The organism is Sphingomonas naphthae, assembly GCF_028607085.1.
Lineage (GTDB): Bacteria > Pseudomonadota > Alphaproteobacteria > Sphingomonadales > Sphingomonadaceae > Sphingomonas_Q > Sphingomonas_Q naphthae.
In genome coordinates this window covers 672,194-689,420 of record NZ_CP117411.1, presented here as the reverse complement: position 1 = coordinate 689,420, position 17,227 = coordinate 672,194, and the positions used below count along the sequence as shown (strand labels likewise).

13 protein-coding genes are annotated in these 17,227 nt (G+C 68.2%); 8 read left to right on the top strand and 5 right to left on the bottom strand.

Annotated features, from left to right (window positions below; genetic code table 11):
- The first annotated feature begins 90 nt into the window (after window positions 1-90).
- Complete coding sequence (locus PQ455_RS03235; protein ID WP_273689147.1) at window positions 91-1,830, top strand: bifunctional metallophosphatase/5'-nucleotidase; 1,740 nt, start codon at window positions 91-93, stop codon at window positions 1,828-1,830.
- 60 nt (window positions 1,831-1,890) lie between these two features.
- On the opposite strand, the gene PQ455_RS03230 is transcribed toward PQ455_RS03235, so the two are convergent.
- A complete protein-coding gene (locus PQ455_RS03230; protein ID WP_273689145.1) occupies window positions 1,891-2,025 on the bottom strand; it encodes a hypothetical protein in 135 nt (44 codons plus the stop codon).
- A 199-nt stretch (window positions 2,026-2,224) separates the two neighbouring features.
- On the opposite strand from PQ455_RS03230, the gene PQ455_RS03225 reads away from it, so the two are divergent.
- Together PQ455_RS03225 and cobO are read left to right on the top strand one after the other, a co-directional pair.
- On the top strand, window positions 2,225-4,279 hold the full coding sequence (locus PQ455_RS03225; RefSeq protein WP_337958559.1) for a M13 family metallopeptidase: 2,055 nt from the start codon (window positions 2,225-2,227) through the stop codon (window positions 4,277-4,279).
- A gap of 71 nt (window positions 4,280-4,350) precedes the next feature.
- Window positions 4,351-4,959, top strand: a complete 609-nt coding sequence (gene cobO / locus PQ455_RS03220; RefSeq protein ID WP_273689143.1) for a cob(I)yrinic acid a,c-diamide adenosyltransferase — start codon at window positions 4,351-4,353, stop codon at window positions 4,957-4,959.
- Between the two features lie 16 nt (window positions 4,960-4,975).
- Here the strand turns inward: cobO and PQ455_RS03215 are convergent, their stop codons facing one another.
- Entirely contained in the window at window positions 4,976-5,869 is an 894-nt protein-coding gene (locus PQ455_RS03215) for a LysR family transcriptional regulator (RefSeq protein WP_273689141.1), read from the bottom strand.
- Window positions 5,870-5,983: 114 nt separating this feature from the next.
- On the opposite strand from PQ455_RS03215, the gene PQ455_RS20985 reads away from it, so the two are divergent.
- From PQ455_RS20985 to PQ455_RS03185, 5 genes are all read left to right on the top strand, one after another.
- Window positions 5,984-7,156 carry a (R)-mandelonitrile lyase gene (locus PQ455_RS20985; protein WP_337958558.1) on the top strand — a complete coding sequence of 391 codons (1,173 nt, stop codon included), beginning with the start codon at window positions 5,984-5,986 and terminating at the stop codon, window positions 7,154-7,156.
- Between the two features lie 255 nt (window positions 7,157-7,411).
- On the top strand, window positions 7,412-8,050 hold the full coding sequence (gene paoA, locus PQ455_RS03200) for an aldehyde dehydrogenase iron-sulfur subunit PaoA (RefSeq protein WP_273689139.1): 639 nt from the start codon (window positions 7,412-7,414) through the stop codon (window positions 8,048-8,050).
- Window positions 8,047-9,000: an FAD binding domain-containing protein gene (locus PQ455_RS03195; RefSeq protein WP_273689138.1), complete on the top strand. Its 954-nt coding sequence runs from the start codon at window positions 8,047-8,049 to the stop codon at window positions 8,998-9,000. Before paoA ends, PQ455_RS03195 begins: the two co-directional genes overlap by 4 nt.
- Window positions 8,997-11,204 (top strand): aldehyde oxidoreductase molybdenum-binding subunit PaoC, encoded by a 2,208-nt coding sequence (gene paoC / locus PQ455_RS03190; RefSeq protein WP_273689135.1) that lies wholly within the window; start codon window positions 8,997-8,999, stop codon window positions 11,202-11,204. The genes PQ455_RS03195 and paoC overlap by 4 nt, the downstream gene beginning before the upstream one ends.
- A 22-nt stretch (window positions 11,205-11,226) precedes the next feature.
- Window positions 11,227-11,826, top strand: coding sequence for a cysteine hydrolase family protein (locus PQ455_RS03185; protein ID WP_273689133.1), 600 nt, complete (start codon window positions 11,227-11,229; stop codon window positions 11,824-11,826).
- A 51-nt stretch (window positions 11,827-11,877) separates the two neighbouring features.
- Here PQ455_RS03185 and PQ455_RS03180 read toward each other — a convergent pair whose 3' ends face one another.
- The 3 genes from PQ455_RS03180 to PQ455_RS03170 all read right to left on the bottom strand — a co-directional run bounded on the left by PQ455_RS03180 (window position 11,878) and on the right by PQ455_RS03170 (window position 17,101).
- Complete coding sequence (locus PQ455_RS03180) at window positions 11,878-12,867, bottom strand: aldo/keto reductase (protein ID WP_273689132.1); 990 nt, start codon at window positions 12,865-12,867, stop codon at window positions 11,878-11,880.
- A 140-nt stretch (window positions 12,868-13,007) separates the two neighbouring features.
- The gene (locus PQ455_RS03175; protein ID WP_273689130.1) at window positions 13,008-13,886 is read right to left on the bottom strand and encodes a diguanylate cyclase; all 879 of its coding nucleotides are present in this window, start codon (window positions 13,884-13,886) and stop codon (window positions 13,008-13,010) included.
- Window positions 13,883-17,101 carry an ATP-binding protein gene (locus PQ455_RS03170; protein WP_273689127.1) on the bottom strand — a complete coding sequence of 1,073 codons (3,219 nt, stop codon included), beginning with the start codon at window positions 17,099-17,101 and terminating at the stop codon, window positions 13,883-13,885. Before PQ455_RS03170 ends, PQ455_RS03175 begins: the two co-directional genes overlap by 4 nt.
- Window positions 17,102-17,227 lie beyond the last annotated feature (126 nt).

Genomic DNA, 17,227 nt, shown 5'->3' with positions numbered 1-17,227 from the left:
CAACGCACAATGACACCGCCTGCAATCGCCCGGTCATGCACCGCGTTTAGCGCGCTTGCACCCCGCGCCGCCGCGATGCGAAGAAGGCCCATGACCGTTCGATATCTTGCGCTGGCCGCGATGGCCCTCCTCTCCGGCTGCGCCGGCCGCCAGACGCCTTATCGCGCGGCGGCGCCCGGCAGCGTCGCCGTGAAGCTGATCGCGCTCAACGACTTCCACGGCGCGCTGGAGCCGCCGAAGAAGTCGATCGCGGCGCCCGCCAGGGCGGGCGGCACGGTGGAGGTGCCGGCCGGCGGCGTCGCCTATCTCGCCTCGGCGGTGGCGAGCCTGAAGGCGGCCAACCCGAACAATGCCGTCGTCGCGGCGGGCGACATGATCTCGGCCTCGCCCCTGATTTCCGCCCTGTTCCTCGACGAGCCCGCGATCGAGGCGATGAACCGGGTCGGCCTCGATTACAGCGCGCTCGGCAATCATGAGTTCGACAAGGGGCGGCAGGAACTGTTCCGCATCACCCACGGCGGCTGCACGAAATACACGTCGCGCACGCCCTGTCAGGTGGACAAGGCCTATGCCGGCGCGCGGTTCGGCTATCTCGCCGCCAACACGCTCGACGAGGCGGGCAAGCCTTTGTTCGCGCCTTATGCGATCAAGCGGATCGGTGGCGCGAAAGTGGGCTTCATCGGCCTGACCCTGAAGGATGTCCCGCTGATCGTCGACCCGGCCGGCATCGCCGGGCTCAGCTTCCCCGACGAAGCCGCGACCGCCAACGCGCTGGTGCCCGAACTGCGCCGGCAGGCGGTGGATGCGATCGTCGTCCTGATCCATCAGGGCGGGCGGGTGACCGGCGGCTACAATGGCTGCGACGGGCTCGATGGCGACATCAAGCCGATCCTCGCCAAACTCGATCCCGCGATCGACGTGGTCGTCTCGGGCCACACCCACCGCGCCTACGTCTGTGATTACGCGGCGATCGACCCGGCCCGCCCCTTCCTGTTGACGAGCGCGGGCAGCAACGGCACCTTGCTGACCGACATCGACCTCACGATCGACCGCAAGGCCCACAAGGTGACCGCCAAGCGCGCCACCAATGTGATCGTGCAGGGCGAAGGCTATAAGGCGCGCAGCGGCGACGTGGCGTTGACCGAGGACTATCCCCGCTTCCCCGCGGCCAAGCCGCTGAGCGATCTGGTCGCGCGCTATGCCGAAGAGGCCAAGGTGGTCGTCTCGCGCCCGGCCGGGCGGCTCGGTGGCGCGGCGCCCAAGCCGACCGACGCGGGCGGCGAGAGCATCATCGGCGATCTGGTGGCGGACGCGATGCTGGCGGCGATGAAGCCGGCGGGCGCCGAACTGGCCTTCACCAACCAGGGCGGCATCCGCGCCGGGCTGGAGCCGGCCGCCGACGACAGCCTGAACTACGGGCAGATCTTCTCCGTCCTGCCCTTCGGCAATTCGATCGTGGTGACGGGCCTCACCGGCCGGCAGATCCTGGCGGTGCTGGAGCAGCAGTTCGACGACAGCACCGCGCGGCCGACGCCTTACGTCCTGCTTCCCTCCGCCAACACGCGCTTCAGTTACGACCTGTCGAAGCCGCGCGGATCGCGGGTCGTGACGGTGACGGTAGACGGCCAGCCACTGGTGCCCGACCGCACCTACCGCGTGGCGCTCAACAGCTTTCTAGCCAACGGCGGGGACGATTTTCCGGGCTTCAAGGCTGGCACCGACACGCGCACCGGCATGAACGACGTCGACGCGCTGGAGCGATATCTCGCCGGGCCGAATCTGGTGATGCCGCCCGTCGCAGACCGGACGACCGAGGTGAAATCGAAGTAAGCGAGCGGCAAAATCAACCGGGGCAGCCGCACCGCCCCGGCCGAGATCGGATCATCGAGTTCAGATGGGCGATACGCCGAGGAACTTCAGCAGGCCGAGAACCAGCAGCAGCAAAGCGATGGCCGCTATGATGCCGCCGACATTGAAGCTGCTTTTCTGAACGACGACATTCTCGTCACGATTCACGTCGGCCATGATGATGTTCCTTCTGGAGTTTGGTGCGATAACGTTACGAAGCCCGCGCTCGTTCCCGGATAACAACCGCCGGGCTCTCCCCGACCGTATTACTCCACCCACACGCTTCCCGTTGCAGCCGCCGCAGCAACCTGTATCCCGTCACCATCGCGCCGCGCGACGAGTCGGTTTGTTCGCGCGGCCCAAGGGAGTTGCCTGCGTGAACCATTTCAAGACCTTGCTCGCCGCCGCGTCCTGCGCCGCGCTGGCCGTTTCCGCCGCCCCGATGATCGCCGCCGCCGCGACCGCCACCCCCGCCGCCAAGCCCAAGCTTGGCACCTTCGGGGTCGATCTGACCGGCATGGACAAGGCGGTGAAGCCGGGTGACGATTTCTACAAATATGTGAACGGCGGCTGGGACGCGCGCACCGAAATCCCCGCCGACAAGGCCAGCTACGGTGGCTTCATCATCCTGCGCGATCTTTCCGACACCCGCACCCGCGAAGTCGTCGAGGCTGCCGCCAAGGGCTCGTCGAGCGCGCAGGCCAAGAAGGCCGGTGATCTCTACGCCAGCTTCATGGACGAAGCCGGGATCGAGGCGAAGGGCGCCGCGCCGCTGAAGCCCGATCTCGCCCGCATCGACGCGATCAGGACGCCCGCCGATCTCGCCGCCGCCTTCGCCAACAACAGCCGCGAAGGCATCAACGCGCCGATCCGCGTGGGCGTCGGCATCGATGCCAAGAACCCGGATGCCTATGTCGTCAGCGTCGGCCAGGGTGGGCTCGGCCTGCCCGATCGCGATTATTATCTGGTGCAGGACAATCCCAAGTTCGCCGCCGCCCGCACCGCCTATCAGGCGCATGTCGCCAGGATGCTGACCCTGGCGGGCATCGCCGGGGCCGACGCCAAGGCCAAGGCGATCTTCGATCTCGAGACGCAGATCGCGCAGGCGCAGTGGAGCCGGGTCGAGAGCCGCCAGGCGGAGAAGCGCTACAACCCCATCCCCACCACGCAGATCGCCACGCGCTACACCGGCTTCGACTGGGCGACCCTGCTCAAGACCAACAAGCTCGACACGCAGCCGCAGGTCATCGTCGGCCAGCCCAGCGCGATCGAGGGTATCGCCAAGCTGACGCAGAGCGTGCCGCTGGCGACGTGGAAGGATTATCTCGCCTTCCATCTGATCTCGGCCCGCGCGGACGTGCTGCCCAAGTCGTTCGTCGAGGAGGATTTCGCTTTCTCCAAGGTGCTGAGCGGCACCCCGCAGCTGAAGGACCGCTGGAAGCGCGGCGTCGATTTCGTCAACGCCGGCATGGGTGACGCGGTGGGCGAACTGTACGTCGCCAAATATTTCCCGCCCGAGGCCAAGGCCAAGGCCGACGAGCTGGTGAAGAACATCCTCGTCGCGATGAAGGGCAGGCTGGAGAAGGTCACGTGGATGACCCCGGAGACGCGCACCAAGGCGCTCGCCAAGCTCGCCAGCTTCCGCCCCAAGATCGGCTATCCCGACAAGTGGGAGGATTATTCCGCCCTCCAGGTCGCGCGGGACGACGCCTATGGCAACGAGAACCGCATGGTCGCGCTCGACTATGACAAGGATGTCGCCAAGCTCGGCAAGCCGGTCGATCGCGGCGAGTGGCACATGACCCCGCAGACAGTGAACGCCTACGCCAATCCGGTGTGGAACGAGATCGTCTTCCCGGCCGCCATCCTCCAGCCGCCCTTCTTCGATCCGAACGCCGATCCGGCGGTGAATTACGGCGCGATCGGCGCCGTCATCGGCCACGAGATCAGCCATCACTTCGACGATCAGGGCCGCAAGTTCGACGCCACTGGTCGCCTCGCCGATTGGTGGACGCCCGACGACGTCACCCGTTTCAAGACCTACACCGACCGCGTCGTCGCCCAGTACGGCGCCTATGAGGTGCGGCCCGGCGTGAAGGTGAACGGCAACCTCACCCTCGGCGAGAATATGGCCGATCTGGCGGGCGTGACCGTCGCCTACGACGCCTATCAGGTCTCGCTGAAGGGGAAGAACGCGCCCGTGATCGACGGCTTCACCGGCGACCAGCGCTTCTTCCTCGGCTTCGGCCAGGTGTGGCAGAACAAGACCCGCGACGAGGCGCTGCTGCGCCAGGTGACCACCGATCCCCACACGCCGGGCATGTTCCGCCCCTATGTCGTCCGCAATCTGGACAGCTGGTACAAGGCGTTCGACGTGCAGCCGGGCACGAAATTCTATCTGACGCCCGAACAGCGCATCAAGGTCTGGTAATCCCGGCAAGCCCGCCACCGCACCCCGGTGGCGGGCTTCCTTTTAGACCTTCCCTTTCGAGAACCGACACCATGGCCGAGCCCGACGCCGAACGGCATGCCGAGAAGATGCGCAAGCGGCAGGCGGCGCATCGCCGTACCGTCGCCGCCAAGACGGTCGAGAAAGGGCTGGTGATCGTTCACACCGGCACCGGCAAGGGCAAGACCACCGCCGCGCTCGGCATGGCGGTCCGCGCGATCGGCCACGGCATGAAGATCGGCGTGGTGCAGTTCGTGAAGGGCGCGATGGCGACCGGCGAAAAGATGGTGTTCGACGCCTTTCCCGATCAGGTCGAGTTCAAGCCGATGGGCGAAGGCTTCACCTGGGACACGCAGGACCGCGCCCGCGATATCGAGGTCACCCGCACCGCGTGGGACGAGGTGAAGCGCATGATGGCCGATCCCGCCTACGACATGGTCGTCGCCGACGAACTCAACATCGTGCTGCGCTATGAGTATCTGCCCGTCGACGAGGTGCTGGAGGCGCTGGCCGCGCGCCCGGCCAAGACCCATGTCGTCATCACCGGCCGCAACGCCCCGGCCGCGCTGATCGAGGTGGCCGATCTGGTGACCGACATGAGTCTCGTGAAGCACCCGTTCCGCGAACAGGGCGTGAAGGCGCAGGCCGGCATCGAATTCTAGACCAGAGCGGAACCGCTCAGCTCCGGTAGCGCAACGCCTCCACCAGCAGCGAGAAGGCGGCCGAGGGCTGGCGGCGGCTGGGGTAATAGAGGTGGTAGCCGGCGAAAGGCGGGCACCAATCGTCGAGCACGCGCACCAGCCGGCCATCGCGCAGATGATCGGTCACCTGATCCTCCATCACGAAGGCGAGGCCGAAGCCCGCCGCCGCCGCGCGCACCAGCATCGGCACGTTGTTCGAGGTGAACTGCCCCTCGACCCGCACCCGCACCTCGCGCCCGTCCTTCTCCAATTCCCACGCATACAGCCCGCCCGAACTGAGCATCCGCAGGTTGAGGCAGCGGTGATCGGCCAGATCCTGCGGCACGCGCGGCGCCGGCCGGCTCGCGAGATAGGCCGGCGCGCCGACCACGACCATGCGGACATCGGGGCCGATCCGCACCGCGATCATGTCCTTGGCCAGCGCTTCGCCTAGCCGCACGCCGGCATCGAAGCGATCGGTGACGATATCGGTGAAGCTGGAATCGATGCTGAGTTCGATATGGATGTCGGGATAATCGGCGAGGAAGCGTTCCAGCGCCGGCCAAAGCACCGTCTGCACCGCATGATCGGAGACGGTGATGCGGATCGTGCCGGCGGGCTTGTCGCGCAGCTCACCCAGCGATTCCAGCTCGTTGCCGATACTGTCGAGCGCCGGGCCGAGCGTGGCGAGCAGCCGCTCGCCCGCCTCGGTCGGGGCGACGCTGCGGGTGGTGCGGGTAAGCAGGCGGACGCCCAGCCGCGCCTCCAGCCGCCGCATCGTGTGGCTCAGCGCCGATTGCGAGGTGCCGAGCCGGGCGGCGGCCTTGGTGAAGCTGCGTTCCTCGGCGACGGCCATGAAGGTGGAGAGATCGACGAGGTCTTCGCGGCGCATTCATGAACCATAGATATGGGTTCATGCCGTTTCCAGCGGGTAATCGTAGGCGGGGGTGGCGCCTATCTCCCGGACTGGCGGCCCGCGCCTGCGCCTGATCCGGGGATATCGTCCATGAAATTCGCCTTACCAGCTTTCCTCACGACCCTGATCGCGGGCGGCGCGGAGGCGCAGCCGGCGCAGGCGCAGCCGCGATCGGTCGCGCCACCGGCGATGCAGCGCAACGCGCCCGATCTGGCGGGCTATACCGATCGGGTGCTGTTCGGCGACGTTTGGCGCCGGCCCGAACTGGCGCCGCGCGACCGCAGCCTCGTGACGGTCGCGGTGCTGATCGCGACCGGCCGCACGGGCCAGTTGGAGGGGCACCTCGGCCGCGCGCTCGACAATCGGGTGACGCCCGCCGAGATTTCCGGGCTGGTGACGCATCTGGCCTTTTACGCGGGCTGGCCGAGCGCCGTGTCCGCGCTGGACGTGATCGACAGGGTGTTCCGCGCGCGGGGCATCGAGCCGGTGGCGGCCTCCGCCGCGCCGCTTCTGCCCGTGCCCGCCAGCGATGCCGCGCGTGCCGCGACGGTCGCCCGCACGGTCGGCGCGACCGCGCCCAAGCTGGCGGAGCTGACGAACGACGTGTTGTTCGCCGATCTGTGGCGCCGCCCCGATCTCGCCCCGCGCGACCGCAGCCTCGCCACCATCGCCGCGCTGGCGGCGGGCGGGGATGCCGACCAATTGGCCTTCCACCTGCAACGCGGGATCGAGAACGGCCTGACCCGCGCGCAGATATTCGAGGCGCTGACCCATCTGGCTTTCTACGCCGGCTGGCCCAAGGCGATGGCGGCGGTGACGGTGGCGACCAAGACCTTCGCGCCCGCCGAGGCCGCCGTACCGCCGCTTACCATCGTCAAGCCGGGCACCGATCCCGCCGCCGGGCCGGCCGATCGCTTCACCGCCGCGGTGGAGGTGACGGCGCCGTTCAAGGCGAGCGGCGATGCGCGGCTGAGCGGCGCGACCGTCACCTTCCAGCCGGGCGCGCGCAGCAACTGGCACAGCCATCCGCTCGGCCAATTGCTGATCGTGACCGAAGGAGAGGGCTTCGTGCAGGTCGAGGGCGAGGCGGCGCGGCGCATCGGCGCGGGCGATACCGTGTGGACCGCGCCCGGCGTGAAGCATTGGCACGGCGCCACCCCGACCAGCGCGATGCGCCATGTCGCGGTGGCGGAGGCGAAGGACGGCACGTCGGTCGCCTGGGCCGAGCCGGTCACCGACGCCCAATATCGCGCGGCGAAGTGATCGCGCGCCGTGCGAAGCCCATCCCGTCAATCGAGACATGAAGCGGAAACAATCTTGACTGTCGAACATTGTATATCGATAAATATAACGCTCGTCATTCATGAGCGGATCGCATGACTTCATGCCACGCATAGCATCAATTCCGCGTGATCCTTTGGCACCGGGCGGCGTTATTGGCTCGTTCGGTCACACATCGCATCTGCGGTGGGAGAGCGCCTGCCGGCTGCTTTCTTTCCAGTCGAAGGAAATTCCGTCTTGTCCTCATCGGGCGATCTCCACATTTCGCGGCGCGGCGTGATCGCGGCCGGAACCGCGGCGGCCGCGCTGACCGCCGTGCCTGTCACCCAGAGCGAGGCGGCCCCCGCCGCCCGATCGGCGCCGCCCGCGCTGCCGATGAAGTTCGTGGTCAACGGCAAGCGCCGTGAGCTGACGCTCGACACGCGCACCACGCTGCTCGATGCGCTGCGCGAGCATCTGAAGCTGACCGGCACCAAGAAGGGCTGCGATCACGGCCAGTGCGGCGCCTGCACGGTGCTGGTGAACGGCACGCGCATCAACAGCTGCCTGTCGCTCGCGGTGATGCACGAGGGCGACGAGATCACCACGATCGAGGGGCTGGGCACGCCCGACGATCTGCACCCGATGCAGGCCGCCTTCGTGAAGCATGACGGCTATCAATGCGGCTATTGCACGCCCGGCCAGATCTGTTCGGCGGTGGCGGTGCTGGAGGAGATCAAGCGCGGCGTGCCGAGCCATGTCAGCGCCGACATCACCGGCCGCATGGCGCCGACCAACATGGAGATGCGCGAGCGGATGAGCGGCAACATCTGCCGCTGCGGCGCCTATTCCAACATCGCCGAGGCCATGGCCGACGTGGCGGGGAGCAAGGCATGAAGAGCTTCACCTACCAGCGCGCCAAGACGCCGGCCGAGGCCGCTAGGGCCGTCGCCGGCACCCCCGGCGCCAAGTTCATCGCGGGCGGCACCAACCTGCTCGATCTGATGAAGCTCCAGATCGAGACGCCGGCCCATCTGGTCGACGTGCAGGATCTGAAGCTGGACCGGATCGAGCGGACCGAGGCGGGCGGCCTGCGCATCGGCGCGCTCGTCACCAACACCGATCTTGCGGCGCACGATCGCGTTCGGAAGGACTATGGCGTGCTGACCCGCGCGATCGTCGCGGGCGCCTCCGGCCAGTTGCGCAACAAGGCGACGACCGCCGGCAATCTGCTCCAGCGCACGCGCTGCCCCTATTTCTACGACACCAACCAGCCGTGCAACAAGCGGACCCCCGGCAGCGGTTGCGCCGCGATCGGCGGCTACAGCCGGCAGCTCGCGGTGATCGGCAGCAGCGATGCCTGCATCGCGACCTACCCCAGCGACATGGCGGTGGCGATGCGCCTGCTCGACGCCGAGGTCGAGACGGTCGATGCGGCGGGCCAGACGCGCGCGATCCCGATCGCCGATTTCCACCGCCTGCCAGGCGATACGCCGCATATCGAAAACGCGCTGGCGCGGGGCGAACTCATCACGGCGGTCACCCTGCCGGCGCCGATCGGCGGCGCGCATCTGTACCACAAGGTGCGCGATCGGGCGTCCTACGCCTTCGCGCTCGTGGCGGTCGCGGCGGTGATCCAGAAGGACGGCAGCGGCCGGGTCGCGGTGGGCGGTGTCGCCCATCGCCCGTGGCGGGTCGAGGCGGCCGAGGCGGAGATGCCGCGCGGCGCGGCACCGGTCGCGGCGCGACTGCTGGCGGGGGCCAAACCCCGGCATGACAATGCGTTCAAGGTGCCGCTGGTCGAGCGAACGCTCGCGGCGGTGATGGCGGAGGCGAAGGTCGCATGAAGTTCGATACCCCCGCCGGCACCAACCCGATCGACCAGCTCAAGGTGATCGGCAAGCCGACCGACCGCATCGACGGCAAGTACAAGACCACCGGCACCGCGCCCTACGCCTATGAGCGGCACGACGTGATCGCCAACCAGGCCTATGGCTTCATCGTCGGATCGGCGATCGCCAAGGGGCGCATCGCCGCGATGAACCTGACGGACGCCAAGGCGGCGCCGGGCGTGCTCGCGATCGTCTCCACGCTCGATACGCCCAAGCTCACCCTGTCGGCGATGAACGTCGCCAGCCTGTTTGGCGGGCCGGATGTCGTCCATTATCATCAGGCGATCGCCATCGTCGTCGCCGAGACGTTCGAGCAGGCGCGCGCCGCCGCGTCGCTGATCCGCGTCGATTACGCCCGCGCCAAGGGCCGCTTCGATCTGGAGGCCGCGGCGGCCACCGCCCCGCTCGTCGCCGACGAGAAGGGCGAGCCACCGGTCGACCGGGTCGGCGATTTCGAGGGCGCCTTCGCCGCCGCGCCGGTGAAGATCGACCAGCAATATACCACGCCCGGCGAGAGCCATGCGATGATGGAGCCCTTCGCCTCGATCGCGGCTTGGCAGGGCGAGAAGCTCACCGTCTGGACCTCCAACCAGATGATCGCCTGGGGCAAGCGCGATCTCGCCAAGACGCTGGGGCTGAAGCCCGAGAATGTGCGGATCGATTCGCCCTATATCGGCGGCGGGTTCGGCGGAAAGCTGTTCGTGCGGGCCGATATCGTCCTCGCCGCGCTGGCGGCCAAGGCGGCCGGGCGCCCGGTGAAGGTGGCGATGACGCGGCCGCTGATGATCAACAACGCCACCCACCGCCCAGCGACAATCCAGCGCCTGCGTCTGGGCGCCACCCGCGACGGCAGAATCACCGCCATCGCCCATGAAAGCACGTCGGGCAACCAGCCCGAGGGCAAGCCCGAGGTGGCGATCCAGCAGACCAAATTGCTCTACGCCGGCGCCAACCGGATGTTCTCGATGCGGCTGGCCGAACTCGATCTGCCGGAGGGCAATGCCATGCGCGCGCCGGGCGAGGCGCCGGGCCTGATGGCGCTCGAAATGGCGATGGACGAACTGGCCGAGAAGCTGGCGATCGACCCGATCGAGCTGCGCGCGATCAACGACACGCAGGTCGATCCCGCCAAGCCCGAGCGCAAATATTCGCAGCGCCAGCTCGTCCGCTGCCTGCGTGAAGGCGCCGATCGCTTCGGCTGGGCCAGGCGCAATCCGGTGCCCGCATCGGTGCGCGAGGGGCGCTGGCTGATCGGCATGGGCGTCGCCGCCGCCTTCCGCAACAATATGCTGACCAAGTCCGCCGCGCGCGTCCGGCTCGATGCAAGGGGCGTCGTCACGGTCGAGACCGACATGACCGACATCGGCACCGGCACCTATACCATCATCGCCCAGACCGCCGCCGAAATGATGGGCCTGCCGCTCGACAAGGTGGTGGTGAAGCTGGGCGATTCCGATTTCCCCGCCTCGGCCGGATCGGGCGGGCAATGGGGCGCCAACAATTCCACCGCCGGCGTCTATGCGGCCTGCGTGAAGCTGCGCGAGGCGGTGGCCCAGAAGCTCGGCTTCAACGCGACCGACGCCGAGTTCAGCGACGGACAGGTGCGCGCCGGCAACCGCACCGTGGCTCTGGCCGATGCCGCGCGCGACGCGCCGCTCTCGGCCGAGGATCTCATCGAATATGGCGATATCGGCAAACGCTTCCAGCAATCGACCTTCGCCGGCCATTTCGTCGAGGTGGCGGTGGACGCCTATACCGGCGAGACGCGTATCCGCCGGATGCTGGCGGTGTGCGCGGCAGGCCGCATCCTCAACCCCAAGGCGGCGCGCAGCCAGGTGATCGGCGGCATGGTGATGGGCGCCGGTGCCGCGCTGATGGAGGAACTGGCGGTCGACAAGCGCTTCGGCTTCTTCGTCAACCACGATCTCGCCAGCTACGAGGTGCCGGTCCATGCCGACATCCCGCATCAGGAGGTGATCTTCCTCGACGAGGTGGATCCCATGTCCTCCCCGATGAAGGCCAAGGGCGTCGGCGAACTGGGCATCTGCGCGGTGGGCGCCGCCGTCGCCAACGCCATCTACAACGCCACCGGCGTCCGCGTTCGCGATTATCCGATCACGCTGGAGAAGCATCTCTCCAAACTGCCGGCGATCGCCTGACACCCCGCCCCTGGAGGCCCCGATGACCAACGACACCACCGCGCTGCTGCTGATCGAATATCAGAATGATTTCGTGACGGAGGGCGGTGTCCAGCATGGCGCGGTCAAGGCGGTGATGGACGGCAATGCGATGCTGGCCAACAGTGTCGCCGTTCTGAAAGGCGCGCGCGAGGCGGGCGTCACCGTCCTCCACGCGCCGATCGCCTTTGCCGAGGGGTATCCCGAGATCGGCGGGGAGCCTTATGGCATCCTGGCCGGCGTCGTCGGATCCGGGGCGTTCAAGAAGGGCAGCTGGGGCGCCGAATTCGCCCCGCCGACCGCCCCGATCGACGGCGAGGTGGTGATCGAGGGCAAGCGCGGGCTCGATTGCTTCGCCACCACCAATGTGGATTTCATCCTGCGCCAGCGCGGCATCACCACCCTCGCCATCGCCGGCTTCCTCACCAATTGCTGCGTCGAATCGACGATGCGCTCGGCCTATGAGCGCGGCTACCGCGTCATCACCCTCACCGATTGCACGGCCACGCTGAGCGAGGAGGAACAGGTCGTCGCGACGACCAAGGATTTCGCGATGTTCTCCCGCCCCCTGACCCACGATCAATTCCTGGCCGAACTGGCCTGAGGCCGCGCACCCGGCCCCGCGCGATCGACGGCGCGGGGTCGGGCGGCCGGCTCACCGGCCGGTCGTCGCCAGCAGGTGTGCCGGATAGCGTTCGCCCTCGATATCGATATCGGCAAGGGCGTTGCGGATGTCGCCCAGGTCGCGGGCGCTCAACGTCACGTCCACCGCGCCGAGATTTTCTTCCAGCCGATGCAGCTTGGTGGTGCCCGGGATCGGCACGATCCAGGGCTTCTGGGCGAGCAGCCACGCCAGCGCGATCTGCGCCGGGGTCGCCTGCTTGTCGGCGGCGATGCGCTTCAGCAGGTCGATCAGCGCCTGGTTCTTCTCCATCGCCTCGGGCGTGAATCGCGGCAGGAGCTTGCGGAAATCCGCTTCGCCGATGGCGCTGTCCTTGCCCATCGTCCCCGTCAGGAAGCCCTTGCCGAGCGGGCTGTACGGCACCAGGCCGATGCCGAGTTCCTCGCACGCCTCAAGGATGCCGTTGGTTTCCGGCCCACGCGTCCACAGCGAATATTCGTTCTGGAGGGCGGTGACGGGCTGCACGGCGTGGGCGCGGCGGACGGTGGCGGCGGCGGGTTCGGACAGGCCGAAATGCTTCACCTTGCCCTCGGCGATCAGCGCGCCGACGGTGCCCGCCACATCCTCGATCGGCACGGCGGTATCGACACGATGCTGGTAGAACAGGTCGATCACGTCGACGCCGAGCCGCTTCAGCGACGCCTCGCACACCGCCCGGATATTCTCCGGCCGGCTGTTGAGCCCGGTCGATTTGCCGTCGACGATATCGAAGCCGAATTTGGTGGCGATCACCACATCGTCGCGCACCGGCCGCAGCGCCGCGCCGACGATCTCCTCGTTGGTGAAGGGGCCATAGACCTCGGCCGTGTCGAAGAAGGTCACCCCCCGCTCGACCGCCTGCCGGATCAGCGTGACGCCCTCGTCGAGGCTCAGCGCGTTGCCGTAACCGAAATTGATGCCCATGCAGCCGTAGCCGAGCGCGGAAACCTCCAGGCCGTTCGTGCCGAGGATACGCTTGTCCATCCAAGATACTCCATTGCGCCGCGATCATGCTTGCGGCGGGAGTGATCCATCTGGGGTCGTGCGGCGCGCGGGATTAGGCCTGCTTGGTCGCATGCCGTGATGCGCCGGCTTCATGAATGGGCATGGGCCATCGCCTGCCTTCAATACGCCACCCGATCGCGCCCGCCGGCCTTCGCCTCATAGACCTTGGCGTCGGCGCATTCCATCACCGCTTCCAGCCCCTCGCCGGGCTCGTAGGCGGCGATGCCCACGCTGATCGTGATCGGGCCGACCGGGGTGGGTGGCAGGGTCGCGATCTGGCGACGGAGGCGCTCGCAGGCCTCGATCGCGCGATCCAGCGGCGTGCCGGGCAGCAGGAGCCCGAACTCCTCGCCCCCCAGCCGGCCCATCGTATCGGCCTTGCGCTTGATCTGGAGCGCGGCGGCGCCCAGCGAGCGCAGCACCGCGTCGCCCGCCCCGTGGCCCAGCGTATCGTTGACCCGCTTGAAATGATCCACGTCGAACAGCGCCAGGCTGAACTGCTGGCCATAGCGTTCGGCGCGGTCCACCTCGGCATCGAGCGAGGTGAGGAAAGCGCGGCGGCTGGCGAGGCCGGTCAGCTCGTCGGTGGCCGACAGCATGTAGAGCGCGCGGCTCGCCTGCCCCAGCTTCAGCATCGATCGGGCGCGGGCGAGAAATTCCACCTCGTCCACCGGCTTGCGGATGAAATCGTTGCCGCCGGCGTCGAGCACCTCGAGCAACGTCTCGCGATCGGCGCGCGAGGTGACGACCAGCACGGGGATCGCCGCGCATTGCGGCAGGGTGCGGAAGCGGCGGATGAAATCCACCCCCGTCATCTCGGGCATCGAATAATCCAGCAGCACCAGATCGGGCGGGGTCACCTCGCAGCGCGCCAGCGCCTCGACCGGGTTGGAAAACAGGATCGGCGTGGCATCGCCCAGCTGATCGACCAGCGCCTTCATCAACAGCCGGTTGATGGCGACGTCGTCGATGATCATCACTTCGGACCCGTTGGTCATGACGCCACCGCCATGCCGCCGTTCGGCCGGGTTTCGAGCGCCGCGAGCGTCATCGCCGCCGCCGCCTCCAGCGCCTCGATCGCGGGCAGCAGGGCATCGTCATAGGCATCCTCCACGGCGGCGGCGGCCTCGGCCAGCGGGATCGCGCCGATGCTGGAGGCGGCGCCTTTCAGGCCGTGCGCCTCGGCCCGCGCCCGCACCGGATCGGCCGGGGCCAGCGCGCGGATGGCGGCCGGGCGCGTGCGCGCTTCGTCGACCAGCATGTCGAGCATCTGCGCCACGATTCCAGGGCCGACGGCGGCTGTGAGATCGGCGATGCGGCCATCGACCAGCGCCGGCGATCCCGCCGCGAAGGGCGCCGGCGGCGGCGCCTCGATCGGCGCCCCCTGCCCCGCCCCGCCGATCGCCGCCAGGCGGCGCTCCAGCAGCGCGGAATGGACCGGCTTGGTCATGAAATCGGTGAAGCCCGCGCCCTCGTGGAAGCGGCGCCGTTCGGGCGAGGCATCGGCGGTGAGCGCGATGATCGGCAGGGTCGCGAAATCGCCCCCCAGTGCGCGGATCGCACGGGTCGCGGCCAGGCCGTCCATCTCGGGCATCTGAACGTCCATCAGCACCACGTCGAACGCCTGCCGCTGCACCGCCTCCAGCGCAATCCGGCCATTGGCGGCGCATTGCACCGAATGGCCCATCCGCCGCAGCAGGGTGGAGACGAGCAGCTGGTTGATCTCATTGTCCTCGGTCAGCAGCACCGAAAGCGGGCGGCCGGCGGGGAGGACGGGCTCGGCCTCGATCGGGGTGGCGGCGGCGCTGCCTTCGGGCAGGTCCAGCTCGAACCAGAAGGTCGATCCCCGGCCCGGCTTGCTCTCGACACCCATCACGCCCCCCATCGCCTCGACCAGCCGGCGGCTGATCGCAAGGCCCAGGCCGGTGCCGCCGAACCGGCGCGTGGTGGAGACGTCGGCCTGGATGAAAGGCTGGAACAGGCGATCGGTCACGTCCGGGGAAATGCCGATGCCGGTGTCGCGCACCTCGAAACGCCAGCGATCGCCGCTTGTGGGCGGCACCGCGCGCAGGATGATCGATCCGCTCTCGGTGAACTTCACCGCGTTGCTGACGAGGTTGGAGACGATCTGTTGCAGCCGCGTGGGATCGCCCTGCCGCATCGCCGCCGTCCGCCCGGCGCGATAGTCGAGCGCCACCAGCAGCCCCTTGCGCGAAGCGGCGTTGTGGAACAGGTCGAGGGTGGTCTGCACTAGCTCGCGCACGTCGAAATCGACCGTCTCGGTGGTGAGCTGGCCGCTCTCGATCTTCGAGAAATCGAGTACGTCGTCCAGCACCGTCATCAGCAATTGCGCCGATTGCTCGAGGCTGGCGAAGAAGCGCGCGCGCTCGGCGGCGGGCGGCTCGGAGCGAAGCAGTTCGATCATGCCCAGCACGCCCGTCATCGGCGTGCGGATCTCGTGGCTCATCATCGCGAGGAAGGCGCTGCGGGCCTCGGCGGCGGCCTGCGCCTCGTCGCGCGCGGCGATCAGCTCGGCCTGCGCCTCGACCTCGGCGGTGATGTCCTGAAACACGCCGACGACGCCGGTGATCGTGCCGTCGGCCGCGCGCTCGGGCTGGCCCTGCGACATGACGTGGCGGACGGCGCCGTCGCTGCGCACGAGGCGACCGGCGAAGGCGAAGGGCGTGCCATCCTCCATCGCCGCCTTCACATAGGCTTCGACGAGCGGCTGATCCTCCGGAACGTAGGCGGCGACGCCATCGGGAATGTGGACCCGCTCGACCGGGTCGAGCCCGTAGATGCGAAACACCTCGCGCGACCAGACGACCTTGCCGCTGGCGATATCGATCCGCCAATGGCCGATGCCGGCGATCTGCTCCGCCATCGTCAGCAGCCGATGGCTGTCGGCCAGCCGCTGCGTGGCGGCGGCGATCATCTCCTCATTGGCCTTGCGATGCGTCACGTTGCGCATGCTGGCGACGATCTCGACGGGCTCGCCGGTCTCGGGATCGGCGATCAGGCTGCACGCGGCCTCCAGCCAGGCATAGCTGCCGTCGCGGTGCAGGCGGCGGAAGGTGCAGACCGGATTGCCGCGCCTCTCCAGCACCTGCTGGAACGTCGCCATGACGCGCTGGCGATCGTCGGGATGGACCGATTCGCCCGAGGGCGCCGCGATCAGCTCGGCGGGCTCGAATCCGAGAACCTGGCGGGAGGCGGGCGAGACGTAGCGCAGCGCGCCGTTGGGGCCGATGCGGACGATCATGTCCTTGGAATGGTCGGCCAGTTCGCGATAGCGGTGCTGGCCCGCCACCAGCTCCGCCATCAGCCGGGCGCGATCGGCCAGGATCGAGGCGATCGGCACGGTCGCGAAGGTGGACACCGCCAGAAACAGCTGGAGGAACCAGATGCGGCCGATCGTGTCGGCGAAATTGTGCGCGATCGGCCCATGGCCGGCCACGGTGAGCGGGGTCGCGATCAGCGCCACCAGGATCAGCGCCGCGCCCGTCCCCGCGAAGCGCAGGCGGAAGGCGGCCAGCATCAGCGGCGGCAGGATGACGAACAGCAGCGGGCGCGGCTCCTGCCAGAAGACGAAGGCGGTGATCGCGCCGGTCAGGCCGATGATCGCCACCGCCTCCAGCGCGGCGCGCGGCCGGCCGATCGCGAGCAGATCGGAACGGCGGACCGACAGCAGCAGCGGGGTGAGGGTGAGCAGGCCGAGCGCGTCGGCGATGAACCAGCGCCCCATCACCGCGCCCGCCGCCTGATCGGAAGCGAAGGCCAGCAACAGGCCAGCGGGAATCGCCGAGAGCGCCGGCGCGAGCAGCCCGACGCCGAGGAAACGGAACAGGTGCGGCACCGTCATATGCGTACCGGCGCCCAGATCGAGCGGACCGAGCAGGCGGACGCACAGCCATACCTCCAGCAGGTTGCAACCCGCGATGGCGACGGCGAGCGGGCTATGATCGCCCACTGCCAGATTGGCGACCACGTTGGCGAGGAAACCGACGACATAGAGCGCCCCGCGCTCCGGGCGCGGACTGCGCAGGACGATCGCGAGCGCCCCGGCGTTGGCCAGCCACAGCGAAGCGATACGATGCCCCGCGAGGGTCAGCAGGATACCGCCGAGCGCCGTCGCGAAGACGAATAGCGCCATCGTCCCCAGCCGCACCATCGCCCCCGAACCGGGCCTCGTCCACCGCCGCGTTACGTCCACGTCCACCCGTCCCCTTGGGTCATATCGGTACAGCCGACTAGAGCGGAAACCCTAACGAAATGGTTAACCGTGTCGAAACCATATTGGGTTGGTGCGGCGTTCGGCGGGCTGTGCGATTTCGATTGT